Source organism: Flavobacterium hydatis, from assembly GCF_000737695.1.
Classification (GTDB): domain Bacteria; phylum Bacteroidota; class Bacteroidia; order Flavobacteriales; family Flavobacteriaceae; genus Flavobacterium; species Flavobacterium hydatis.
The window spans coordinates 1-25,491 of sequence record NZ_JPRM01000036.1; the positions used below are offsets into that span (position 1 = coordinate 1).

The window sequence follows — 25,491 nt, forward strand, 5'->3', positions numbered from 1 at the left end:
CTATTACATTAGAAGATATTAATTTTAAAAAATCTATAATTTATACAGGTCATAAAATTCGGAAAAATGTTGAATATAAAAAAATTGATAATTTTCAAGGATATAATGAATTTAAAAATATTTACCCCATCCATGATTTTGAGAAAATATCTATATCCAAAGAATATTTAGGAAGAGATGTTATTAATATTCAAGCATCTGTAAGGCCTTTCTATTCAGAAAGGCTAATAGATTTTTTATTAGATTGCAATATCACTAACTTGTATGTTAGTTATGATAAGTCAATTGAATTAGATTTTTGTTAAATATGATTTTGTTTTACGAAACCTACAAAGAGCAAGTCTAGAAGCTGCAAACGACAAAATATGTAAACTTATTTTAGGACGAGACAGCGCAACAATAGAGCGGAAATCCTTTCCGTGCCCAGAAAGTAAATCCCTTAAACCAATTAAACCTCCTCAGAAATGGTGAGGTTTTATTATTGAGTAGAATACCATAAATAAAAATTAAATAATGAAGTATTATCAAATCGATGTATCAGCAGAACCAAAAATAATTGGAGTTAACAATGGGATTCATCAAATCGAGATAGCAAAAAAGTCAATGCAAGAAGATATTACCTTTAAAGAATTTTTATCTTTTTTCAGCACTCAAAATGCTGATTTTTGGAAAAGACAAAATGAAATTAAAAATTTAAAAATACCTGTAATCAAAGCAAAATTGCTTAAAAAAGCAAAAGTAACTGACATTATGGGTTACACTGAGAATATTTCTTTTTTGAATGGAGTATATAGTGAAAAATATATCAATATTTTAAAAGCATTTAATATTGGTAGTTATACTACTTTTGAAGTAGCTATAGATAGCGTAATAGAAAAATATTACATGTTGTTTATCGAAACAGTTTGTCTTGATCAAATTAATTTTGAAAAATCGATATTGTATACTGGATTTAAACCTCGTAATTATAACGTTCAATATCACAACATTAATAGTTATGAAGAGTTTAAAGAATTTATAAAACAAAAACCAATTTATGATTTTGAAAGGATCTCTATTCCTAAAGAATCTCTAGGTAAGGACGTTGTCAAGATTCAAGCATCAGGTAAGCCTTTTTATTCTGAAAAATTAATAGATTTTTTATTAGACTGTGGTATAACGGGATTGCAAGTAAATTATAATAATTCCATAGAATTAGATTTTTATTAATTAAAAAATGGTAATGTATCCTATTGCTCAGATATTTGTGAATATATTGCTTTTTTTAAATGTTTTAACCCAGCTCTGCGAAGAGTTCTTATAAGGTGCTGGCGAATGTCTCCTGACTTCGCACCGGCAAAGATAATCGACAAGATAAGTCTGCCGGATTAGTAAAACGATATAGAATATTGGAACGGGCACGAAGTCGGGAGACTTCGTGCAGCGCGGGAATCAATTACTGATAAAGCAAATCAAAAGTTATCAGATAAAAAAGTTCCGAACCCAGATGGCGCTAAAGGAAAGCCAGATCATCAAGAAAAAGTAAAGGAACTTGAGAAAAAAGCTAAAGAAGAGTATCCTAATGATGATGTGGTGACAGAGAAAAAAATTAAGGTAGAAGGTTCAAATAGAAGACCTGATGTACAAGTAGTAGGTAAAGAAACAGGTACAACTAAAAAAATATATGAAGCAGAAAGAAGACCAAAGAGTAAAAGAAATGTTGAACGTGAAGCTGAATATAAGAAGTTAAATATACCAAGTGAAACTCATAAAGTAGGTAAATAATTATGACACTATTCAATTTTTATGTAAATGATGAAGAAAGAAAAGAATTAATAAATTTTATTCTGTCTAGATTGACAAAGATAATTCCTGATGTTTTATATGAAAGTAAAGAATATAAAACGGTGGAAAACGTGCAAGATTTTAACAAATGCATGGAAAATAAAGATATTAGGTATTTTTTATTAGATTCGAGTTATGTTATTGAAGATCTGGATTTTTTAGAAATAATAATAGAAAATAATGCTAGATATAAAATAAGTCAAAGAATCGGTGGGCCTTATTTAGATTTAGTTTTTTATTTGGGACATGCAGAAGATGCTACAATACCTTATAAACGCAGTGAACTAGATTTTTATCCAAGGTTTATACATCTCAATAGCACAGAAGAATTTAAAGCGACTACGGAATTGAAAAGCTATTATTCGGATGTTGTTAAATTTATAAAAACTAGGTGTAGGTCAGTAAAAAGAAATGGAAAACTTTATTGGATTAGTAAAGAAGTTTTAAAAGAAATAAATTTTAATGATGAAAAATAAAGGAATATCAAATCAAGAACTCATAATGAAAGGCTATTTATGGGTTAACATACCAGCAATTATAATAATTCTATCTGTTTGGTTTGTTTTAGTTACAATAATTAATTTAAATAATGTTTTCAGTATATTTATTGGTGGAGCACTAGGATGGATTTATTGGGAATTTTTAATTCGAAAGTGGATTAGTTGGGCTCTAAATAATGATGTTGATAAAGAAAGATTATATAAAATAGGTAAAATATCATTATTATTATCAAATAGATTTACAATTGATAAAATTTCTAACAGTAAATCTAACAGTAAAGAAGAGTAATATTGCTCATTCTTTACTTTTTATTTACAGTGTGACCATTTCAAATATTTGATTAAGATGAATCTGTATTAAATTGTTTTGAGCTAAACATTCATATTGTATACTTTATAAAAATAAAATGAAAAATATATCCATTAATAATGAACCGCTTGAATTGAATATTGATAAATCATATTATATAATTGATGCTCTTTACTTAAGTGACATAAAAAAAGAATTATCAAGTACTAATGGCTTGCCTAAGGATGAGGCGATAAGAAATAGTGTTTTCCCATATACAGATACACCCTTTGCTAAATATAAATCAGATAAAAGTTCATTTTTTGTTACTCAAATAAAAAAGATGGACTATGATGAAGTTATAGAAGGAGATGCTTCTTTCTTTTCTACAGATACAGGGTTAATAGCTCTTATATTAGAAGATATATTAATGGAATTGATTAAGGATTATAATTATGAGGATTTAGTTGATTCAAAAGATGAATTAATAAATGAAAAATATTGGGAAAAATTAGTTTCGAAATTCAATTCAACAGACATTGGCTTAGTACTAGCAAATATGAATTCAGAAAATGATTTTGACGGAAGTGGAACTTACAGGATTATTTGAATATGGTAAGATTGTGAAGAACGACGTTATGATATTCGTAACTATTGTGCTGATTCTGATTTTTTTTAAGATGAAAACAAGAGCTCACCACAGAATAATAGGTACTAATTTTATATCCAAGTAATTTAAGTAGAATTTTGTTTTATGGTATGTAAACTCCTATTTTTACCTCCCTAATTTAATTAAAACAAATTGCGGAAAATTTACTTTGACTAAGGAATTGAGAAATGTATTAGAACTGTAGCACTATGAGCATGCGTTTCGAGATGTGAATTTTTTGTAATAATCTGCGTAAAAAGCACTTATGGGTATTTTGTGTTGTAGATTAACTATAGAATTAAAATTAAGTTTTATAAAAAAACTGTACAGAAGTGAGTGGAATTATTTTTTTATTTCGTAAATTGGTAATATGGAAAATGTTATGTTATTAGTGAGATAGGTACTGGGACGTGTAATTACATAAAAAACTATAGCAAGACTTAAAGAATCGAATAGTTAATATTTTTCTTTTCCATTGTTAATGATCCATTTTATTCACATTAACTCAATCGATATTATGTCATTAGGACCTAACAATTTCAATCTTACAATCAATCTGGATTCATTATTTTGTTATCAGGGAGATGATATTGACGACTTTTTTGATGAAGAGTCAGAACCATACTTATGGGTGTTTCTAGTTAAAATTGATGATGAAGGTTTTGGCCAGCAAGGTAATTATTTGGTTGAAAAAAATAATTTAGAAAATGCTATTTATCACTTTCCAGGCGGAAACCATGGTAATATTGGTGGCTCAATTCTTCGTGGAACAAGGAGGATACCAAATAATATTGGTAAATGGGAGACTTCATTAAAACCAATTACTGTTTCGAATACCTTTGTTCCAGGTCAGGAGATAGGAAAGATCCCGGGAATAATTATGTGTTTCGCTATTTTAATGGAAGAAAATGAAACAGACAATGAAACAATAGTTGAAGCCTATTTAACAATTCAAAACCTTATCAAGACAACTGTTCGAAATGTATTCGCAAGTTTGGGTATTAACGGTTTTATTATTGATGTTTTAACAGAAGTTAAAAGAGAGGCGGATAATGGAACTCCCATAACAAATGCAATTGCAACTAAACGCATTCTGGATAGGCGACTAAAACCAGTGCAAGACATTTTTAATTTTGCAGCTACTGGATTAAGTATTAAAACTATACTATCAGATTTAGATTTAGGTGATATTCCACCTGATAAGTATATGGGCGTTTTCTCTCAAACCTTTACTCAAGGAGAACTAGCAGATACTTTTGAAAAGGCACCGTGGCTTTCTGAAGGTAATCGTATAAAATTAAATGGTAATTTATGGAATATGCCTCAATGGGCTTACAATCTCCATGGACAAGCATATGCGCATAGAAAATTTATTAGAATGGCTCCACCTTCTAATTCGCGTCTTCAGGTTACATGTACATCAAAAACATTAAGAAACGGAGAGAAAAGAATTTCTTCAATTGGTGGTATTGACAATGAAAAATTTTGGTCTCTGAGCAAGGCAGAGGCTGTAAGCATGATTCTGCGAGGAGAGAAATCGTTTTATGTTAAAGAGTCTGGAAATCATCAAGTCGAAGTTATGGCTGTTCAAGGTGGGTTTTATAATAATAAGCCTTGGTACTTTTTACAAACACAAACAGACATGATACATGAAAACAATCTTATAAATTTACCTGATTGCACAATAGGGATTCAATTTGTTGAAATATGGTACTAATAATCTTATCTAATTTATCTTCTTTTTATTGCTTAAGTCGATCATGCTGCCAATAAAAGTACTTGTAATAGGAGAGAGTATCGAAAGAAATCAGTAATATAACTTTAATTGTCCTTCTGTACTGGGCTGAATTTTATTAATTTAGATCTGTACTATTTCTATTTTGTCGAGTTTTTCTATGTAATTTCGTTTCTGGTGCGATACATAACGAACAAACCATTACTTTTGGCTCCCTAATTTAATATAGTAAAATCATGAAAGATTTATTCGAAAAAATCAATGCTGAATTTGATACATTTAAAACAGAATCTGACTCTCTAATAGAGAAAGGTGTTAAAGCTGCAGGAGCGAGAGCTCGTAAATCAACTTTAGAGTTGGAGAAGCTATTAAAAGAATTTAGAAAAGTTTCTATAGAAGAGTCTAAGAAGTAATATTTTGGGTAAAAAACAACCTCGCTTAGATATTTTAAGCGAGGTTTGTTTTTTATTAATAAATGTAAGAAGAACTAATGCTATTCTTCTAATTTATGCTTTGTAATCAGTTCTTGATATTGTTGGTATATATATTCGAATGAATGCTTTCTGTAACTATGTAAATCTATGGATTTATCTAATAAGTCATTTAGCTTAACGCCACTATCAACATACTCAAAAGCCTTCATCAATGAGTTATCTGTAACTTTCGGTGCAATTAAGACTTGAAAACCTTTTTCTATATGTTTTCTTAAATAATAAAACAACGAAGATGTACTAGATAAACCACCACCAGCACCTTCAAGAGCAAAGTTAATTGAGCGGTATTGATACGTTTTCCCACTTCCTTTTTCTATTATTACAGGTGCAATTGAACTCCAAGCACTATAATCTTTTTCTTTTTGTATAAACAAATATACTATGACGTCATCTTTGATTTTTTTTATCAATTCAATGTCTGAAGTTTCTAAAGTAGTTTTTCGATCTTTAAATGTGGGGGTTTCAATTACAATCGGAATTGCAGGTTCTACAGTTTCCTCTTCTTTCTTCCTGTTTAAATTAACCGAAACATTTAGAAAATTATTCTCATTTAATGTATTACTAATTCCATTCAAATTTAGATTGATCATACTTTTTCATTTTTTATATTAAGACTGTGTGATGTTACATTTTATACCTATTATTGACCATTTTTGTTTTTATTTTTCTAAATGGATTATCCTTAGCAATTAGAATATCTAATTCTTCATCAAAGACCCATTTCCCCTCAATAAATTGCCAGAAGAATTCAAAATTATCTGACTGTTCTTTGTCTTTATAAACAACTAAACCAATACATTTTCTTGCTTTACTATCATATTTATGTGCCATCGTATAATTCGAAAGTGTATTTTTCCAATGTTGAGATCGACTGGAATGTGCCGGAATAAAGACAAATCCGCAATCAGTTCTTGGTGAATAAATTCTATATGGAGTTACTAAGTCTATACTTTCAGTTTTTTCCATACTTCGTATAACACGCTTCTTAAATTCGATGAGTTCTGTTCTATTTAGTTTCGCTATTTCCTGAATAATCGGATAATATTCAGTCTGATGATTTATTAGCTTAATATTTTTGTTGAAATTATTTATAATAAATGAAACATCAAATTCTTCTGTTTTTATATTTTCATTTTTGAGGTTATTAATATATTCCGCATTAAAATGATCAGCATATGGAGTTTCCAAAAAATGAGCTAAAAAGTATTGCTCTGCTAAAGCATTACTTCTTATCTTATCAAATAAGAAAAGGTCTTCTCTAAAATTCAAGTATTCATTTATTTCTGTTGGCGTAATTAAGTATTTGCAAATCCAGTAATAATCTTCAGAATGAAATAAATGAATTAATCCTACGTCAGTGCTTTCATAAAATTTTTGATTTCTCAACTCTTCAGGAAAATCTTCATTTGTAGAATAAATGATTATTTTTTTGACACTAGTATTTGCTTTTGCTTTCGTAACATCAAGCTTATGTCCTTTCTCATTTTCAATAAAAATTTCAGGATACTTTGAAATATACTTCAAAGTCGATTTTATCTGTTTTACAGCTTTGTTTCTTATTTTGCTCTCAAACCACTTTTCGTCACTCGAGGCTCCATTTTCTCTTTCTTTGATCTGGAATATAAAAAATAAATCATCTAGCCAAACAACATTGTCAGCAAACTCTAATTGCTGATTTGTATCAAGTTCTTTAAAGTCATTTTTACTAAAAGTAAACTCTTTAAAAAATACGCTTGAATTTATTCTCGAAACTATATTTTCTGAATCTGTTGATTGCATAAAACTTCTTTTTATTTGTCTTTTATAAGTTTATTTTCAATTTTAGTAATTCGGTCAACAGTGATAATTCTGTAAGTGTATGAATTTATCGTAATTCGGATGTTATTTTCTGTGTTTGAAATATAAAAGTTTTTCCCAATTTTCTGAAAGAATTTTTCTCGAGTTTCATTTATAATGTCAAAAAGCATTGTTTCAATTTCAGATTTTGTCAGGTTACTTTTTAGTTTTTTATTAATTCTATTGTAAACTAGTTCAGTGTAGCAAATGTTATTTAGAATTTTAGTTTTGTCTATGTTCATTTTAGTTGTTTGATTTTTAGTTTGTAGAACTGAAATTAAATGTGTTAGTATTTTAAATAATTTCAAATTGGCTATCTAAAGCAATAGCAGGTTTAAGGCTTTTGATAAAGTTTTTTGCGATGTATTTATCTCCAGGTATATCTTCGCTTGCGATTACGTAAAACAATAAAAAAACGTTAGAATATTTAGTATTAAACATAAGACTGTTGGAGGTCACAACCAAATAAAGAAAATCATATTCTGATTTATTTCCAACATCCTGATTAGTTTTCTTAGAGCTGTTATTAATTTTGATCTGAATTTTATTTCCCTGAATATCCAAAGCATCGTGCCCCACTGCTCTCTGGTTTTCGTTTAAGGTAAGTCCAAATAATTTACCACATAAGTATTCGGCTATATCTGCTGTGTATTTAGAGCTTCGTATAATTTCCTTCTCTATTAAAACATTAGTACTTTTAAAGAAGCTTGATAAGCTAGTTTTTACTTCATCAGACAAATTTGGAACACTATTCATAAATGGAAATTAGTTTAATGTATAATGGTAAAAAAGATTTCTCACATAGCTCGGCAACATATTTTTCTGATGGTGTCATAAATTATTTGTATTGTTTTTAATAAAACTAATTAAGATTTTTATAAAAATTAAGTGGGAATCTTTTCATTCCAGACATCAGAGGCTTCCCTGCAATCTTCGACTTTATGCGCTCTAAGTTTTGTAAAATAATTTATAATCTCAGTTTTGTTTTTAGACAAAATTATGTTTAAATCATCTGATTTCTCATTTTTAAAAATTTCACTTTCAATTTTTTCTACAAGATCAATTGTTCCACGGATTATTTTTCGAGGATTAATAATTATGCCTTTTTTACTTAGTTTCGGGCTCTTTCCTAAATAATCTGATATAATGAGTAAGACATTTATAATTCTAACAAGTGGATGAGGATGAGAGTTCTCTTCATAATATATCTCTCTTTTTGCGTTTGAAAATGTAAGGAAATATAACAGGACAGTTGCACTAAATAGCTCAACAAGTAATTCCATTTTTTCAGTATCAATTGTTTCTCCAAATATTTTAAATCCATATTGCTGTATATGTGCAGCCAAAGAGAGTGCGCTAAAGCTATCAGCGTCTAATTCAAGTTTATGCCTTGTTAAAGAGAAATTATTACTTGTACTCGTTTCCTGCATCCAATTTTGAAGTTCTTCGGATTGTTGAATAAGGTGACCTAATTCATGATAAAAAGTAGAATGCTGTACTTGTTGGTACATCAGTACATGAATTGGATTATCTAAAAAAGGATGTATTTTTTCAAATCTTTCCTTTAGTTTTTTATCGAGTTCCTCATTTTTTAAAAAGTCATTAATCTGACGTATCATTAGACCACTTGTAATTGCTATGACACCATGCTTATTGAATGTTTTTGCACGTGCATTTGGAGAAGTATCATTTTGAAAAAAAATTGAACTTGATTTTACATCATATTTTGATGCCCATGTCAAAATACCCCGATAAAACTGATAGGTTTCAGCAAATTCATGTTCGTGTGGAGTCTCTCCAAAATCAAATATGTCCCCTTCATTAATATCAGTCTTTTTTAAAAGTTCAAGAACTTCATCTTTGTAAGTCATTTTTCTGTTTTTTTTAAAGAAAATGTAAATAGTAAGTGGAACTAACAAAAATAGTATTAATACAAAGTACTGCATATTTCAATGTTTTTTATTCGTGCGGATTAAACCCCAATTACTTTTACTTAAATATATGTAAAGCAAACTGAATCACTAATAGGTGAAAACACCTGTTTTTAATCTATTATACAATTCTATAAAAACGAAAAAAGATGCCAAAGCATCTTATCTAGTCTAAATTTTTAATTTTCCGATTTAATCAAAATTGAATAATTCCTTAATATCAACATGTAACTCCTTAGCTAAACAAAACAATGTTCCAACTTTAGAATTAGATTGACTTCTTTCATTTTTTACTATTTGACTTTTTAGTTTTTGCTACAAAATCATCATTAATCTTAGTGCCATGCTTTTCTTCAATTATTTTAAAAAAAGCGGAAAGGGAAATCTTTTTATTGAAACACATAATTGCTAATGTAGACATAGGAATTCTGTATCCATCTACATCATTTATCTTCGTTATGATATGTCTATGAACACCTAGTTCCTTACTTTGTCCATTAATCGATTTATTCGGATCAATCCAATTAGTGCGTATATAATTGCATACAAATTTGTCAAGTAAAAAGACTTTACCAGCTTCTTCTAAACTTCTTCTATTATTTTCATTTTCCTTGTCCATCATAGCAAAAAAAGAAATTATTCACAAATATTGTTGTCACTATCGTGACAGGTTGATAATATTTTATTATATTTGTAATTGATTATTTATATTTGCGATACTTCTTATAAAATATATGAAGCATTCGCTTTGAATCTCGCCTTCAAAAACTGGTACTTTTAAGTAGGAACGAGAAGATAAGTGTAGATGCTCACGTCATACTGGCGTGGGCTCACTTATTGTTCCCGGTATACCAGTACCTTGAAGGCAATAAGCTGAGTTTAAACCCACGCCTTTTTTTGGCTTTTTTGATTTCTCAGTTTTTATTCATCGCGTATTACTTCTTTAATTTCATAGTGTCGCAATTAGCTAATTGTTTAACCAATACTAAACTTGTGTACTTATGATATAAAATTCTTGCTTTGTTTTTTGATGCCTGCGCTGTCTTATTTTAATTTTTGAGTTAGTAACTGTACAGTTGCAGGCAATTAAAAAAGGAATGGATCTAGTGATTTAATAAAAATATTAAATCGAAACGCCATAAAAAAAGACCCTCTACTCACCAGTTTGCGACAAGAGTAGAGAGTCATAATTAAAAAACTTGTGTTTATTAATCTTATCCAAAATTATGAAAAATATTTCATTTTGCAAGGGTCGGGAGGTTCTGTGGTATGCGTTTATTTCAGCGATATATCTAACTTGCCCTGACATCTTTGCTAAACCCACAACAAAATATTCCCCTACACAGCAGCAGTTGCAAATTAGTGGTACAATCACTGATGGTGTCGGTACTATGCCAGGTGTTACAGTAGGAATAAAAGGATCTATAATATCAACCGTTACTGATCTTGGCGGTAAATATACTATCAATGCTTTCAATACAGACATATTGATATTTTCTTATATCGGGTATAAAACGGTGGAAATCACTATTGGTTCACAATCTATTATAAATCTGGAAATGAAGATAGACGCAACCAATCTTCAGGAAGTAACAATCAATGCAGGTTACTACTCTGTAAAAGATAGCGAGCGTACCGGAAGTATTACTAAAATATCATCAAAAGACATCGAAAAGCAGCCAGTTACAAATGTACTTGCTACGATGCAAGGAAGAATGGCTGGAGTGAATATAACTCAAAATACGGGTATGCCGGGTGGAGGTTTTGATATTGAAATCCGTGGACAAAATAGTTTGAGGCTGGATGGTAACAGTCCCTTGTACATTATTGATGGTGTTCCTTATTCTTCTCAGGAGATCGGCAGTTCCTATACATCAGGAAATATGCCTGCACAAAATAGCCCGCTCAATAGTATCAATCCGGGGAATATTTCTAATATCGAAGTACTAAAAGATGCCGATGCTACTGCTATTTATGGCTCTCGTGGTGCAAACGGTGTTGTTCTTATAACCACTAAAAAAGGAAAAGAAGGCAAAACATCATTTAGTACTAGTTATTCAAACGGATATGGAGAGGTAGCCCATTTTATCGGTCTTATGGATACACCGCAATATTTAGCAATGCGCAGAGAAGCTTTTGCCAATGATGGTGTTACAGACTATCCAGCGGATGCTTATGATGTTAATGGAACTTGGGATCAAAATCGGAATACCAACTGGCAGAAGCTGCTTATAGGTGGTACAGCCAGTTACACGAATATTCAGTCGTCACTATCGGGTGGCTCAGCCCAAACGCAGTTTTTATTGAGTGGAAATTACAATAAAGAAACTACAGTATATCCCGGAGATTTTGATTACATCAAAGCCAATGGACATTTTAATCTAAACCATGAATCGTTAGATCAAAGGTTCAAAGTTACTTTTACTACAGGCTATACAGCGCAATTTAATAATCTGCCCTCGGTAGACCTCACACGTGATGCAATTACTTTGGTACCTAATGCCCCGTCACTTTATGATTCTGCAGGAAAACTTAATTGGGAGAATAATACATTTGAAAATCCTCTGGCAAAACTTGAAGGGAAAATAAAAGGAGAAACGTATGACTTTCTCACTAATATTCTGCTTTCTTATGATTTAGGAATGGGCTTTACTACAAAAACCAGCCTTGGTTATACAGACCTTCGTCAAAGTCAGATGAATTTACTTCCTTCTACGATTTACAATCCTGCATATGGACTTGGAAGTGAAGTTTCAGCCATGTTCTCAAATACAGTCAATCGTAATTCGTGGATTACAGAACCGCAATTGGGATGGGGTTATACAATTGGTAAAGGAAAAATTGAAGTGCTAGCCGGAGCAACTTTCCAGCAACAAAAAAGCAATCAGTTGGTGAGCGCCGCAGAAGGCTTTGCCAGTAATAGCCTGATTGAGAATCCTGCTTCAGCAGCAAACTACCTTATTTTAAATAGTGACGAAACCTTGTACAAGTATCAGGCATTTTTTGGGCGTGTTAATCTGAATTGGCAAGGAAAGTACATTTTAAATCTTACAGGTCGAAGGGATGGATCGAGCCGTTTCGGACCCGGTCGACAATTTGCCACATTTGGAGCCGTTGGAGCCGCATGGCTTTTTGGAGCCGAAAGTTTTATAAAGCAAAATCTAAATTTCTTAAGCTTTGGAAAATTACGGACTAGTTATGGAACCAGCGGTAATGACCAGATTGGGGATTATCAATATTTGGATACCTATAGCACTTCGGGATATACTTATCAGGGTATTAATGGCTTGCAACCAACCCGTCTTTATAATCCGAATTTTGGATGGGAAACCAATCGAAAATTGGAAGCTGCTCTGGAAATGGGTTTTTTGAATGACCGTATTTCCACTACAATAGCATGGTATCGTAATCGTTCTTCAAGCCAATTGGTAGGAATACCATTGCCGGGAACAACTGGATTCGCAGAGTTGCGAGCCAATTTGGATGCCGAAGTTCAAAACAGTGGACTGGAATTTAGCCTACGTACAGTAAATATACAAGGCAAGGATTTTAGTTGGATTAGTAATTTCAATATTACCAGTGCCAAAAATGAACTGCTTTCCTTTCCGGGTTTAGAAGGCTCACCTTATAAAAATCAATATGCAATTGGGCAACCCGTTAATATCGTAAAAGTCTATCATTATACAGGACTTAATCAAACCACAGGTACTTATCAATTTGAAGATTATAATGACGATGGAAATTTATCAGCAGCAGATGATAAAAAGATTATTAAAAATCTGAGTCCTAAATATTATGGCGGATTTCAAAATCAAATACGATATGGAAATGTGCAATTAGATTTTATGTTGCTGTTTGTGAAACAGCAGAATTTTAATGAAAATTTCAGAACATCAATGCCGGGAACTATGGTCAACCAACCCGAGGCTGTTATTAATCACTGGCAAAAACCGGGGGATGAAGGTCCTTATCAATCTTATAGCAATAGTAATGCTGAGAAAAGAGCTGCAAGTATAAGGTACTCTCAAAGCGATGCAGCAATAAGCGACGCCTCTTTTATCCGTTTAAAGAATGTGTCAATCTCTTTCGATTTACCTCGAGACTGGACTAAGAAATTCTTCTGTAAAATTAGTCTACAAGCGCAGAACTTACTAACCATAACGCCTTATAAAGGTATTGACCCTGAGTTTCGATCATCCGGATATTTACCGCCATTGCGTATTATCACAACGAGTCTACAAGTTACTTTTTAACCTCAAAAAACAACGTTATGAAAAACAGTAAATTATTGCAAGGTCTAAAGCATCACCGAAATTATAATTTGAGAACCTTATTCTTATTCGTAGTATGTAGTATGCTTTCTTGTTTTGCAACAGGATGCGACAATTTTGTTGATGTAGATTTGCCTACTTCACAACTAAATGCCGAAGACGTATTTAAAGACAAAGTCACCGCAAATGCTGCAATGGTAGACATATATACTAAAATTCGTGAAAATGGCTTACTTACTGGGGGACCATCAGGCATTTCAAGTCAGCTTGGACTTTATACAGATGAACTTAAATTTTATGGTGTATCTAATAGTGGTCAGGCTAATTTCTATAATAATTCGCTATTGGCTTCCGATACAGAAATTTTAGATTTGTGGACAAGCAGTTACAATCAAATCTATTCCGCTAATGCAATCATTGAAGGTGTTTCTATATCTGATGTTCTAGAATCAAAAGATAAAGATCAATTAATGGGAGAAGCATTATTTGTTAGGGGATTAATTCATTTGTATCTCACTAATGTTTTCGGAAATATTCCATTCATCATAACGACAGACTACAAGCAAAATAGTATTGTACATCGAATGTCTGAGAATGAAGTATATAATTTAATCAAAAAAGATCTGGAGCAGGCAAGTAAATTGTTACCAGAAGAATATATCGGTTCAGAGCGGGTTCGTCCAAATAAATGGGCATCACAGGCTTTATTAGCGAGAGTATGTCTCTATTTACAGCAATGGGATGAGGCTTCAGATGCCGCCTCTTCTGTATTGAACCAAACGGATTTGTATATATGGTCGACAGATCTTAGTTCAGTATTTCTTAAAGGAAGTACTGCAACGATATGGCAATTGATGCCGGCAATCGATGGTATGAATACACATGAGGCTGAAACATTTGTTTTTACACAAGGTCCACCGTCATCATTAGCTATAAGCTATGAATTAGTCAAAGCTTTTACTACTCAGGATTTACGCAAGGGGAATTGGCTAAAAGCAGTTACTGATGGTACAAGCATATGGTATCATGCCAACAAGTATAAAGAACGGTCAAATACAGGTTCTTCAGTTGAATACTCCATTGTGTTGAGAATGGCTGAACAATATCTCATAAGAGCTGAGGCACGTGCGCATCAGGGTGATATTATTGGGGCAAAAGAAGACTTGGACAAAACCAGAAACTTAGCAGGATTAAATAATACTTCTGCTACTAACGCAGAAGAAATTATAACAGAGGTATTGATAGAACGCCGTTTGGAGTTTTTTACAGAACTGGGACATCGTTTTTTCGATTTAAAAAGGACTGGTCGTTTAGATACTTCATTATCGTCAGTAAAACCCCAATGGGGAACAACAGACCGTTTATTACCAATTCCGGAATCAGAACTATTGCTCAATCCAAATCTAGCTCCCCAAAATGCAGGATATTAATCAAATACAAATATCAGATACATTGAAGAAACATAAATCTTTTTTAAGGGGTTTTGTATGCTTTATAGTTTGGGTAATGGCTACCACTTCTTGGGGACAGGAAATACCAAAACGTGCATTGAGCAAAACCGATTATCATCTTTGGAATAAGCTACTAACAAGAAAATTATCAAATAATGGTGTATGGGTAAGCTATCTATTGATGTATGAATCTAAAAAAGATACGTTGTTTGTAAAAACTACTAAAGGCAACATCACATACAATTTTCCCAGTGCGAAAGACGGAGTTTTTAACGGCGAGTCAGAGTTTGCATGCATTGCTAATGATACACTTACTGTTACTAATCTAAAGAATGGTACACTAACAAAAATAGCAAATGTTCATGATTTTTTCTTTTCTGATAACAACAGTTTTTTGTTACTACTGCTAAAACAATCCAATGGTAAACAACTACTTGTAGTCCAAGACTTAAAAGGAAAAAAAAAGCTTGAAATACCTAATGTAAACCAATGGCATCTTGAGCCCAATCGCAACGGTTTACTCTATTGCACAGAATCTACAAAGGGGAATGAAATCGGCTATTTAACTTTTGGAAAGGAAGTGAAAAGCCATAGTATATTAGCTGACAGTAAAGGAAAATTTCAGAATTTGAACTGGTGTGGTACTACAATTGCTTTCGTAGAAAATATCGGAGAAGCTCCTCAACTTTTTAGTTACAATATAGTAAGCGGTAAACTGCATTGTTTTGATTCACGTAAACAGCATAATTTTCCAGAAGATATGAAAGTTTCAAATGAAACGTATCAATCCCTCACGATATCGGATGACGGGGATCGTATTTTTTTCTGGATGAAGGAAGACATAAGGCATTACCCAAATATTGACCCTAAGGCTGTACAGGTTTGGAATACTACAGATAAGCTCCTCTTTGATCATAGGAAGTATGTTGGACAATATACACTTATGGATAAGATGGCAGTCTGGCTTGTAAAAAGTAACCGATTTGTCCAAATTACCGATAGACAAATCCCAAAAGGATTTCTAAGTGGTGATTATAAAAATGCATTTATTTATGATCCTATAGCATATGAACCTCAAAGTAATTTTGATGGTCCTTTTGATTTGTATGTCGTAAATCTACAAACAGGAAAAAGAAAACGAATTCTAGAAAAATACTCAGGTGATAACCTAACAATTCCTTCCCCTGATGGAAAATATCTTGCCTATCCAAAAGAAGGAAACTGGTGGATATATGATATAAATACTGACACGCATGCCAACATCACTGCTTCAATACCATTGTCTTTTTTTCGACAGGATCAGGATAAACCCATTGAAGCAGCTCCTTATGGAAATGCCGGGTGGACGGTACAGGACAATTATATTGTCCTGTACGATCAGTATGATTTATGGCAAATATCAGTGGATGGTAAAATTAAAAAACGGCTGACCAGAGGTAGAGAAATAGAAAGAACCTACCGTATTAAACACCTAAAACCAGCCCCAATTTACCAAGAGCATGAAATTGAAACTAAGGGTATATCTCTGCAATTAGAAAAAGGACTCCTACTTGATGCTGTGGATAAAAATTCAGGAGCATCGGGATTCTTCAAGTGGACTTTTAAAACTGGAGAAAAAAAAATGGTTTGGGAATCAAAAAAGATTAATCAAATAACGAAAGCTCTTGATAGGGATAGTTATATTTATGTAGAACAGAGTTATGAAGTAGCTCCAACACTTATGTCTTACGAGAAGTCGTCGGAAAAAGTTTTCCAAACAAACGGCCAACAAAAGTATTTTTACTGGGGTAAAACTGAGGCTGTTCACTTTAATGTTGGAGGTAAAAAATTATCCGGTATTTTGTATTTTCCAGCCGAATACCAACAAGGAATTAAGTACCCAATGGTGGTGCACATCTACGAACGACAATTTCAATACTTTAATAATTATGTGAATCCTACTTCTTATACAGGAGATGGTTTCAATATTACAAACCTTACTACACAAGGGTATTTTGTCTTTCTCCCTGATATGGTTTTTGAAAAAGGGAACGTAGGACAATCGGCGACCCAATGCGTCTTATCAGCAGTTGATGCAGTTATTGCGAGAGGTTTTGTTGATCAAAAAAAAATTGGATTAATTGGGCATTCATTTGGAGGATATGCAACGGATCTGATTATAACACAGACAGACCGTTTTGCAGCAGCCGTTTCTGGTGCAGCATGGACTGATCTTGTAAGTAGTTATCTTTACGTAGGAAGCACTTTTAGCAGACCAGATTTTTATCGTGCTGAATACGATCAATTGCGCATTGGTAAATCGCTATTCGAAGATACGGATAGCTACTTGAACAATTCACCAGTTTTAAAAGCAGCTAATGTTAAGACACCTTTACTTGGATGGACAGGTGAGCAAGACAGGCATATACATTACCTTCAAAGCATGGAGTTTTATTTGGCTTTACGAAGGCTTAATAAATCTCATATCCTACTTGTGTATCCTGAAGAAGGGCACAGTTTATCAAAGCAGGAAAATCAAAAAGATCTTAACGAACGCATTAAGCAATGGTTTGATCATTACTTAAAAAATGATAAACCAAAAGATTGGATGAAAAATGGATACCAATAAAAAAATTTTCTTTGGCTAATAAAAAATGATGCCGTCTAATTAGTAGGCGGCATCAAAATTTACTCCAAAAGATCAACTATTGTACATTCCTTTTTAGGGGAGTTAAACATGTTGAAAACGGTTTGGCGTAAAGTTGCTCACCATCAGGAGCGGTGCAGTCAAAATTTCCAGAATTGGAACATATTTGTACTCTTTCACAAGGATCCGGACCAGAAACATGTTTCCAGCCCATAATTGGCGCCAATTCTTCGCTACTTTTATCCATAGCGCTTGTACTCATAGCACTAGTCAATCCAAGTGCTACTACAGCCATTGGCAATACGAATTTTAAAAAATTAGTTTTCATAATAATAAAATTTATAGTTAATGATCTACTCTTTTTTACAGGTTTTCGATCAGATCCCTGCTATTGGCCAATAGATTTTTAATACAGTTCATTTATTTTTTATACTTAGAAATAATTTTTTTATCGAGGTCACAACGAACAATATGGTTGCCTATCAAGGCAAACAATTTATTGTCATACACAACAAAATTTCTCACTTTTTTGCCCTCTATATCATAGATGCAAAAACTGAACAGATATCGGTTACGAATGATATCATAAACATCTATTATGCTGGCACTTTTCCATATATCATCTTCTTCATATCGTCCTGGAATTGCTGAATTGACATACAAAAGGTCATTATAAACGGCACTACTTTTATTAACGAACAAAGGCGGTTTTGCAAATTTTCTTTGGCGGTGTTTCTCAACTTTTACAATATTCAGTTTTGCGCGTGTTATAGTATCAATGGTGTTGCCCCTAAAATCAATTTTTAAATCATTATCTGCAACCGTAAATTGATTGCGGTATGCATAGAGGAAAATAATTCTTTTGAGACCGCCGCTATACAGTAGCTGACCGTCTGTGTCAAATACACCATCAAATTGTTTTTGCAGAATTTGAGGATTTAAAATTGTTTGTGCAGGGTCTACTAAATCAATTACACCTAAAATACTTTCACCATTTATAGAGGAATGAGTTCGCACTGCAATTGCAGTAGAATCGATTGCTTCAGCGGTTGTAAAATACTCACCTCCCTTTTTTCTAATTTTGGCTTTCCAATCTTTTATGCTTCCTCTGTAAATACATGGTATTCTTCCATCCACCACAAAGAAGTAAGGTGCTTGTACTATAATTTTTACTGCTTGAAAAGGAAGATCTTTTTGGTCAAGATCAATAACTTTTTTTTGGGTTTGATGTAGTTCTCTGTCCAGTACAGTAATCAATAAAGGAGCTGTAGTATTTCCTAAATATATATTATGACTGTCAACTCCTGCTATATAATAAGAATTAAGTTTAAGGTTGATATTATTAGTTGTCTGAATTGGCGTATGAGGAAAACGTCTGGTTAATTTATTATGGTAATGAATGATATTCTCAGACATTAAGAATAAGATAATTATTATAGCGATACTAGAAAATGTAGTAATGAAAAACACTAAAAAAAATGTTTTTGATTTTACTTTATCTTTTACTGATTCATCCTTGGAGTAATGTAGAATTATTGCCAATATTGCCATTGCAATAAAAATGCAATTGAAAATTAAATGTTGTGTCCAATTCAATTTTTCGAGAACGCCTCCACAAGAACAAGGTACAAAAGCCGTATAATGAAGTACTATGAAAATATAAGATGTGAACATAACCATTAAACTATACGATGCGAACAGTCCAATAAAACGGGATTTCGGAATAATAAGCAACACGCAGATTAAGAGTTCTATAATGGGGACAAGTAAAGAAATCCAATCGGCAAATGCACTCAATAATGGAGACTGTCCTAATTGTACACGAAAGTTCTCAAAATCAAATAATTTACTTGAGGCAGCGTACACAAATAAAAAGACATATAGCATGCAAATTACATCTACAATGATTCTCTTACTATTCCTATTCAGTCTCATGACATTTAAATATTTAGTTTAAAACGAATACAGTTATAGGGTATGTAAAAACACATAACCTTATATTATAATTATATTGACTAGCATGTTCTTTTACGGGTAAAAATTTTGACATACTTTTGATGTCAGTTTCAGTTTCTGTAAGGTGTAAAATGATAAGTATTTAAGATTTGGGTAAATAAGTTGAAAATGAAACACAAACAAAATTATAGAAGTTTGTTTTACAGCGTGTTGCGAAAATCCTGCTAAAACATCCTAAAAATTTAGAAAATCCTGCCATTTTACAATCAAAAGCAAAAAGAGCGTTTCATTTCTTACAAAATGAATTCATGATAACAAAAAATGCCATTCAATAGTTACTATTGAATGGCATCACTTCATTTTGAATTAAATGGCTTTGATTTACTTACTGGTTTCACTCAGAGTAGTTAGTTTTTCACTGAATTCTATCAGACCTGCTTTTTGAAGGCATTCTTCCGCAAGTACTTTTAATTCATGCAGATTTTCATCTGGAATACTCTTTAAAAGAATTGATGGTTTTTCACTGTCTTTCACAGATAAACCGCGTTCAATAACATGATTTAATAAGAGTACATTCTTTCGCGAAATTTTCAAATCAATCTTCACTACCTCATTCATGCCAGGGATACTAAGTATAGTATCGAGTACCTGGGCCACATCATTTGTTGTTAGCATAATTTCCACGTTTTAAGTTAATAATCGATTTTACAAAGGTATAAAGCCATTGTCAAAGTATCATGGGCATAATATACCCATGATGGGTAGGATTCATTCCGCTTATCTAACTTCGTATTTGAAATAGAGTATGAGAGTAAATAAAGGCAAGAACGTTTCTCTCATTAAATGGAATCAGGATACATAAAAAAGACTAAAAGGAATAATAGATTAAGAATACTTTTTAAGACTATTTTTTTATCCGACATGCTGTTTCAAAAGCGGACTTAATTACAGTAGTGCATTAACTTTTTTTTACATCAGAAAATAACAATAAAAACCTTCCTGAAAACAGTCAGGACTTTATTGTTTTAAAATGGGTTTAGTGCTTTGAAAGAGCACCTTTTTTTAATGCGAAAAAGTGAATTTGAATTGGTTTGGCTGTTGAGTATTCACAACAGTGAAAATAGGATCGGCAGCGTGCACTTTCCTTGAGTATTAAAAATAGCACTGAAATGATTTTTATAAAAGCTACTGATATTTTAATTCCATCAGCTACAGCCGGAATGAAGGACTAAAGTAATAGCAGGGAAATACAATTTTATAAAAAGAGGTTATAAATGGAAACTTTGAGTTTTGAAGGTTTTAGAAATACTGGAATGTCTAATAGACATTTAAAGTAGCACGAAGATCACAACGTTCCTGTGATCGGCAAGATGTCCGGTTGTTAAACAACCGAATCTTGCTGCCCTATACTCCGAAGTCGTGGGCAGTGACACTGAAAGGATAAAAAGAGTTTGAAAATAATGAAAATGAGAGATGATGGAAAGAGAAAATTCAAACAGAACACGCATTGTGGGGTTACGATTTACACCCGAAGAATATGCGAAAATTGAACGTAAATGGAAAGCCAGTACGTGCCAAAAGCTAAGCGACTACATTCGTAGGAATCTATTTAGTAAGCCTATAACAACCAATTATCGCAACCAATCGACTGATGAATTTATAGCAGAGATTACACGATTGCGAAGCGAGTTAAATGCCATTGGTAACAACTTTAATCAGGTTGTAAAAAAACTCCATACTCTACAGCAAATCTCTGAGTTTAAAAATTGGATTATCAGCTATGAACTTGAGAAAAAAATCCTCTGGAATAAGGTGGAAGAAATCAAAAAAGCCATCCAAAAAATCTCTGAAAAATGGTTGCAATCATAAAGACAGGACATTCGATACACAACATTTTTAACTATAATGAAAACAAAGTAAAACAAGGTATAGCAGTATGTATCGGTGAAGGAAATTATCCTATGGATGTAGATAAAATGAGTGGTACAATGAAACTAAACAGGTTCTTAAAACAGACTGCATTGAATGATAATGTAAAGCGAAATAGTGTACACATTTCGTTGAATTTTGATCCGTCAGAAAATCATTCTAAAGAGAAACTGATGGACATAGCCAATACATATATGGGAAAAATTGGTTTTGGGGAACAACCTTATTTAGTATACGAGCATTATGATTCAGGACATCCCCATCTGCATATTGTTTCAATAAAAATAAGGGCTGATGGAAGTAGAATTGATATGCAAAATATAGGTAGAAATCAATCTGAAAATGCCCGAAAAGAAATCGAGGATTCTTTCGGGCTTGTTAAAGCGCAAGGAAACAAGAATAATCAGATTCCCAAACTTCAATCGATCTCCGCAGGCAAAATTCAATATGCACGAGGGGAATCCAAAAGGGCAATAAACAATGTGCTAGGAGAAGTGCTCGCTACTTATAAATATACCAGCCTTGCAGAACTCAATGCCGTCTTACAACAATATAATGTTTTAGCAGACCGGGGTGATGAAAATTCAAAGGTATTTAAAACTGGAGGATTGATGTATCGGATACTGGATGAAAAAGGTAAACCTATTGGAGTACCCATAAAAGCTAGTCTCTTTTACAACAAACCAACTTTAAAGTTTTTGGAGAAAACATTCACATCAAATGCTACTACTAAAACTTCGGATAAGAGCAGAATAAAAAATGCTATTGACAAGGCATTTTTAAGAACAAAAACGTCACTGACTGAATTGGAGGGTCTATTACAAAAAGAGGGAATCAATATGGTTTTTAGAAAGAATACAGAAGGATTACTTTACGGAATTACCTATGTAGATCATACCACCAAATGTGTTTTTAATGGCAGTGCACTAGGTAAAGAATATAGTGCTAAAGCTATACAGGAACGTTGTACATCAATTCGTTTGGTAGAACAAAAAACAACTGAAACCAATATTGAAAAATTGCAAAGTATCACATTTGAAACACCTAATTCGGAAATTATGGCAACGCTGTTTGGTAGTGATTTCCAAAATAATAAATACGTTGGATCCAATAGCTTAATGGGACAACTCGCAGATATACTTACAGAATCCCAGCAGACAGCAAACTACATTCCCAATCAGCTTAAAGGGAAGAAAAAAAAGAAAAAAAGAAGAGGACAATCTGATAATCAATAAAAATTGAAATCATGGCGATGCAGACAGGAGAAAATGAACAGGCGCTACGAAAGATCTTGGATATGACAAGACTCATCAGTATCATTATTTTAAGCATACACTTTTATTACTATTGTTATGCCGCTTTTAGAGAGTGGCATCTTGTTAGTGCATTCAGTGATAAAATTCTAGGCAATATATACAACACCAGATTATTCAGTAATTTTCATAAATCCAAACTATTTGCCTTAGGCTTTTTAATTATTTCACTCATTGGTGCTAAAGGACGTAAGGATGAAAAACTCAATTATAAAACAGCTTTTGCTTATATAATTACGGGGTTGTTGGTTTATTTCATCAGTTATCTTTCCTTGCTTTTAAAAATTGAAATTGTACCTGCTGCTACGATTTATATGGGCATGACCATAATAGGATTTCTTTTGATGCTTTCAGGAGGTACTTTACTTTCCCGAATTATAAAAAATAGACTTAACCAGAAGGATATTTTTAATAAAGAAAATGAGACCTTTCCTCAGGAAGAGCGGCTCCTGGAAAATGAATATTCCATTAACCTGCCAGCTCGTTACCATTTAAAAGATAAAATACGCAGCAGTTGGATAAACATTATTAATCCCTTCAGGGCATTGATGGTTCTGGGGACTCCTGGCTCAGGGAAATCCTATTTTGTAATTCGACATGTGATTACTCAGCATATCAAAAAAGGATTCAGTATGTTCGTCTATGATTTTAAGTACGATGATTTATCCAAAATAGTCTATAATACCTTTGAAAAATACAAGCATGTTTATAAAGTATTGCCCAAATGTTATTTTATAAATTTTGATAAAATCATGCACCGTTGTAATCCCTTAGATCCTCAGAGTATGGAAGATATTACCGATGCTTCCGAGTCTGCGCGAACGATCTTAATGGGGCTTAACAGAGAATGGATCAAACGGCAAGGGGACTTTTTTGTGGAATCACCTATTAACTTTTTATCTGCTATTATATGGTATCTCAGAAGATATAAAGATGGAGCATTTTGTACCCTGCCTCATGTAATTGAACTCATGCAGGTCGACTATGATAGCCTCTTTACATTGCTTAGAAGCGAAAAAGAAATTGAGGTTCTCATTAATCCCTTTGTGAATGCATACCTTAATGATGTTATGGAGCAATTGGAAGGACAAATTGCTTCAGCAAAGGTAGCAATGGCAAGGCTTTCATCACCGCAACTGTATTATGTACTATCGGGAAATGACTTTACTTTAGACATCAATAATCCGCAGGAACCTAAGATTGTATGCATGGGGAATAACCCTCAGAAAATACAAATTTACGGAGCTGTTTTATCGCTGTATGTAAACCGACTTGTGAAGCTGGTCAACAAAAAAGGTAAAATGAAATCCAGCCTCATCTTTGATGAATTTCCTACCATTTACCTGAACAATGTAGATAGCCTGATTGCCACCGCACGGAGTAATAAAGTAGCAACTTGTTTGGGAATTCAGGACTTTAGTCAGTTGCGAAAAGACTATGGTCGGGAACAGGCTGATGTAATTATGAACATTACCGGAAATATCATTAGTGGACAGGTAACTGGAGATACTTCCAAGCAATTATCGGAACGTTTTGGAAAGATTATGCAAGACAGGGAAAGCCTATCAATCAATAGCGGGGATACTTCAATCAGTCGTTCAAAACAATTGGAATCGGCAGTACCACCTTCCAAAATTTCCGGTCTTAGTTCTGGTGAATTTGTGGGGATGGTCGCCGACGATCCTGATTGTAAAATTGATCTAAAAACCTTCCACTGCGAAATTGTAAATGACCATGAGACAATTAAAAAAGAAGAAGAAAGCTATAAAGAAATACCTCCGGTGCGCAAATTGGACAACGCAATGATCCAGCGCAATTACCTGCAAATAAAACAGGACATTCAGGATATAATTCATTCTGAAATGGAGCGATTACTTAATGATCCTAGACAGGTCTATTTGGTAATTAAGAAAAAATAAGGCTTAGAAATAGCATAGACAAAAAGCTTCTTTAACAGTCATTAATATTCAATACATTAGCAGATTATATTAAAGTTTAGGATAATAAAAACTTGTCAATATGGAAAGGTCATATATCGATTATAATACACTAGTTTATGAAAAAAAACTAAATGAAGAATACATAACTTATGTAGAGAAGCTTAATACAAGTGAATGGCAAAAAAAACGTTCTGAGATAATTGAACGTGATAATCAAATGTGTGTTAAGTGTAATGCCAGACAATCTAAATACATTAACGGGCAATCTTACATTAATTATACAAAAGAGGAAGAAGAAGAATTTATTCAAAAAGTCAAAGAAGGTGTGAAAAAATTATTTGAAGAAATGAATCTAGTAGCTCCAATACCTGATAGAATTGAAAATCCATTGCATATTGATTATCAGCCAATATTTCTACATGTTCATCATAAATATTATATAAAAAATAGGCTGCCATGGGATTATCCCTCAGAAGCACTAATTAGCTTATGTAAAAATTGTCACCAAAAAATTCACGATACCGAAAATATTCCAGTTTATTTAAATGATTTAATGCAAACAGAATTGAGTTTAAAAAAATGTAATAGATGTAATGGTAGTGGATATATACCTCAATATCATTACTACATGGATGGTATTTGTTTTGAGTGTAATGGAAATGAATATGAAGAATTTCTATAATTTAATTCCAAAGGAATTGAAGCATTATTAGCATTTTTTTACCTTTAAATTCCATATTAAAATCC

At 32.6% G+C, this 25,491-nt stretch carries 24 protein-coding genes; 15 read left to right on the forward strand and 9 right to left on the reverse strand.

What is annotated here, in order from left to right; translation table 11 throughout:
- From IW20_RS26405 to IW20_RS19030, 8 genes are all read left to right on the forward strand, one after another.
- Positions 1-305: hypothetical protein (locus tag IW20_RS26405; RefSeq protein ID WP_035626103.1), on the forward strand; the 305-nt coding region annotated here is incomplete at its 5' end.
- 208 nt (positions 306-513) lie between these two features.
- Positions 514-1,209 carry a hypothetical protein gene (locus IW20_RS19000; RefSeq protein WP_035626105.1) on the forward strand — a complete coding sequence of 232 codons (696 nt, stop codon included), beginning with the start codon at positions 514-516 and terminating at the stop codon, positions 1,207-1,209.
- A 363-nt stretch (positions 1,210-1,572) separates the two neighbouring features.
- Positions 1,573-1,764 carry a hypothetical protein gene (locus IW20_RS19005; RefSeq protein WP_123869413.1) on the forward strand — a complete coding sequence of 64 codons (192 nt, stop codon included), beginning with the start codon at positions 1,573-1,575 and terminating at the stop codon, positions 1,762-1,764.
- A 2-nt stretch (positions 1,765-1,766) separates the two neighbouring features.
- Positions 1,767-2,300: a hypothetical protein gene (locus IW20_RS19010; protein ID WP_035626111.1), complete on the forward strand. Its 534-nt coding sequence runs from the start codon at positions 1,767-1,769 to the stop codon at positions 2,298-2,300.
- Complete coding sequence (locus tag IW20_RS19015; protein ID WP_089052126.1) at positions 2,287-2,613, forward strand: hypothetical protein; 327 nt, start codon at positions 2,287-2,289, stop codon at positions 2,611-2,613. Before IW20_RS19010 ends, IW20_RS19015 begins: the two co-directional genes overlap by 14 nt.
- Before the next feature lie 118 nt (positions 2,614-2,731).
- Positions 2,732-3,223, forward strand: a complete 492-nt coding sequence (locus tag IW20_RS19020; RefSeq protein ID WP_035626116.1) for a hypothetical protein — start codon at positions 2,732-2,734, stop codon at positions 3,221-3,223.
- Positions 3,224-3,779: 556 nt separating this feature from the next.
- Positions 3,780-4,979 carry a DUF3892 domain-containing protein gene (locus IW20_RS25545; protein WP_051885975.1) on the forward strand — a complete coding sequence of 400 codons (1,200 nt, stop codon included), beginning with the start codon at positions 3,780-3,782 and terminating at the stop codon, positions 4,977-4,979.
- Positions 4,980-5,233: 254 nt separating this feature from the next.
- Positions 5,234-5,410 (forward strand): histone H1, encoded by a 177-nt coding sequence (locus tag IW20_RS19030; RefSeq protein ID WP_035626120.1) that lies wholly within the window; start codon positions 5,234-5,236, stop codon positions 5,408-5,410.
- 80 nt (positions 5,411-5,490) lie between these two features.
- Here IW20_RS19030 and IW20_RS19035 read toward each other — a convergent pair whose 3' ends face one another.
- The 6 genes from IW20_RS19035 to IW20_RS25555 form a co-directional block, all read right to left on the reverse strand.
- On the reverse strand, positions 5,491-6,081 hold the full coding sequence (locus tag IW20_RS19035) for a hypothetical protein (protein ID WP_035626123.1): 591 nt from the start codon (positions 6,079-6,081) through the stop codon (positions 5,491-5,493).
- A gap of 34 nt (positions 6,082-6,115) precedes the next feature.
- Positions 6,116-7,270, reverse strand: a complete 1,155-nt coding sequence (locus IW20_RS19040; protein WP_035626126.1) for a hypothetical protein — start codon at positions 7,268-7,270, stop codon at positions 6,116-6,118.
- Positions 7,271-7,281: 11 nt separating this feature from the next.
- Positions 7,282-7,569: a DUF3781 domain-containing protein gene (locus tag IW20_RS19045; protein WP_035626379.1), complete on the reverse strand. Its 288-nt coding sequence runs from the start codon at positions 7,567-7,569 to the stop codon at positions 7,282-7,284.
- A 52-nt stretch (positions 7,570-7,621) separates the two neighbouring features.
- Positions 7,622-8,083: a hypothetical protein gene (locus tag IW20_RS25550; protein ID WP_051885978.1), complete on the reverse strand. Its 462-nt coding sequence runs from the start codon at positions 8,081-8,083 to the stop codon at positions 7,622-7,624.
- A 128-nt stretch (positions 8,084-8,211) separates the two neighbouring features.
- Positions 8,212-9,198 carry a hypothetical protein gene (locus IW20_RS19055; RefSeq protein ID WP_035626130.1) on the reverse strand — a complete coding sequence of 329 codons (987 nt, stop codon included), beginning with the start codon at positions 9,196-9,198 and terminating at the stop codon, positions 8,212-8,214.
- Positions 9,199-9,541: 343 nt separating this feature from the next.
- Positions 9,542-9,880 (reverse strand): hypothetical protein, encoded by a 339-nt coding sequence (locus IW20_RS25555; RefSeq protein WP_051885981.1) that lies wholly within the window; start codon positions 9,878-9,880, stop codon positions 9,542-9,544.
- Between the two features lie 604 nt (positions 9,881-10,484).
- Between IW20_RS25555 and IW20_RS19065 the strand changes: the two genes are divergently transcribed.
- The 3 genes from IW20_RS19065 (at position 10,485) to IW20_RS19075 (ending at position 17,588) form a co-directional block, all read left to right on the forward strand.
- The gene (locus IW20_RS19065; RefSeq protein WP_035626131.1) at positions 10,485-13,511 is read left to right on the forward strand and encodes a SusC/RagA family TonB-linked outer membrane protein; all 3,027 of its coding nucleotides are present in this window, start codon (positions 10,485-10,487) and stop codon (positions 13,509-13,511) included.
- A gap of 17 nt (positions 13,512-13,528) precedes the next feature.
- Positions 13,529-14,959, forward strand: coding sequence for a RagB/SusD family nutrient uptake outer membrane protein (locus IW20_RS19070; RefSeq protein ID WP_035626133.1), 1,431 nt, complete (start codon positions 13,529-13,531; stop codon positions 14,957-14,959).
- Between the two features lie 76 nt (positions 14,960-15,035).
- Positions 15,036-17,588: a S9 family peptidase gene (locus IW20_RS19075; protein WP_165571461.1), complete on the forward strand. Its 2,553-nt coding sequence runs from the start codon at positions 15,036-15,038 to the stop codon at positions 17,586-17,588.
- A gap of 76 nt (positions 17,589-17,664) precedes the next feature.
- On the opposite strand, the gene IW20_RS19080 is transcribed toward IW20_RS19075, so the two are convergent.
- From IW20_RS19080 to IW20_RS19090, 3 genes are all read right to left on the reverse strand, one after another.
- Entirely contained in the window at positions 17,665-17,934 is a 270-nt protein-coding gene (locus tag IW20_RS19080) for a DUF6520 family protein (RefSeq protein WP_035626138.1), read from the reverse strand.
- Positions 17,935-18,026: 92 nt separating this feature from the next.
- The gene (locus tag IW20_RS19085; RefSeq protein ID WP_035626140.1) at positions 18,027-19,541 is read right to left on the reverse strand and encodes a MauE/DoxX family redox-associated membrane protein; all 1,515 of its coding nucleotides are present in this window, start codon (positions 19,539-19,541) and stop codon (positions 18,027-18,029) included.
- Between the two features lie 402 nt (positions 19,542-19,943).
- Positions 19,944-20,237 carry a hypothetical protein gene (locus IW20_RS19090; RefSeq protein ID WP_035626142.1) on the reverse strand — a complete coding sequence of 98 codons (294 nt, stop codon included), beginning with the start codon at positions 20,235-20,237 and terminating at the stop codon, positions 19,944-19,946.
- An 801-nt stretch (positions 20,238-21,038) separates the two neighbouring features.
- Between IW20_RS19090 and IW20_RS19095 the strand changes: the two genes are divergently transcribed.
- The 4 genes from IW20_RS19095 to IW20_RS19110 all read left to right on the forward strand — a co-directional run bounded on the left by IW20_RS19095 (position 21,039) and on the right by IW20_RS19110 (position 25,426).
- Positions 21,039-21,431 carry a plasmid mobilization protein gene (locus IW20_RS19095; RefSeq protein WP_035626145.1) on the forward strand — a complete coding sequence of 131 codons (393 nt, stop codon included), beginning with the start codon at positions 21,039-21,041 and terminating at the stop codon, positions 21,429-21,431.
- Complete coding sequence (locus IW20_RS19100; RefSeq protein WP_035626149.1) at positions 21,416-22,726, forward strand: relaxase/mobilization nuclease domain-containing protein; 1,311 nt, start codon at positions 21,416-21,418, stop codon at positions 22,724-22,726. Before IW20_RS19095 ends, IW20_RS19100 begins: the two co-directional genes overlap by 16 nt.
- 17 nt (positions 22,727-22,743) lie before the next feature.
- Positions 22,744-24,723 carry a conjugal transfer protein MobC gene (gene mobC, locus IW20_RS19105; RefSeq protein WP_035626389.1) on the forward strand — a complete coding sequence of 660 codons (1,980 nt, stop codon included), beginning with the start codon at positions 22,744-22,746 and terminating at the stop codon, positions 24,721-24,723.
- 100 nt (positions 24,724-24,823) lie between these two features.
- Entirely contained in the window at positions 24,824-25,426 is a 603-nt protein-coding gene (locus IW20_RS19110; RefSeq protein WP_035626153.1) for a hypothetical protein, read from the forward strand.
- The last annotated feature ends 65 nt before the right edge of the window (positions 25,427-25,491 follow it).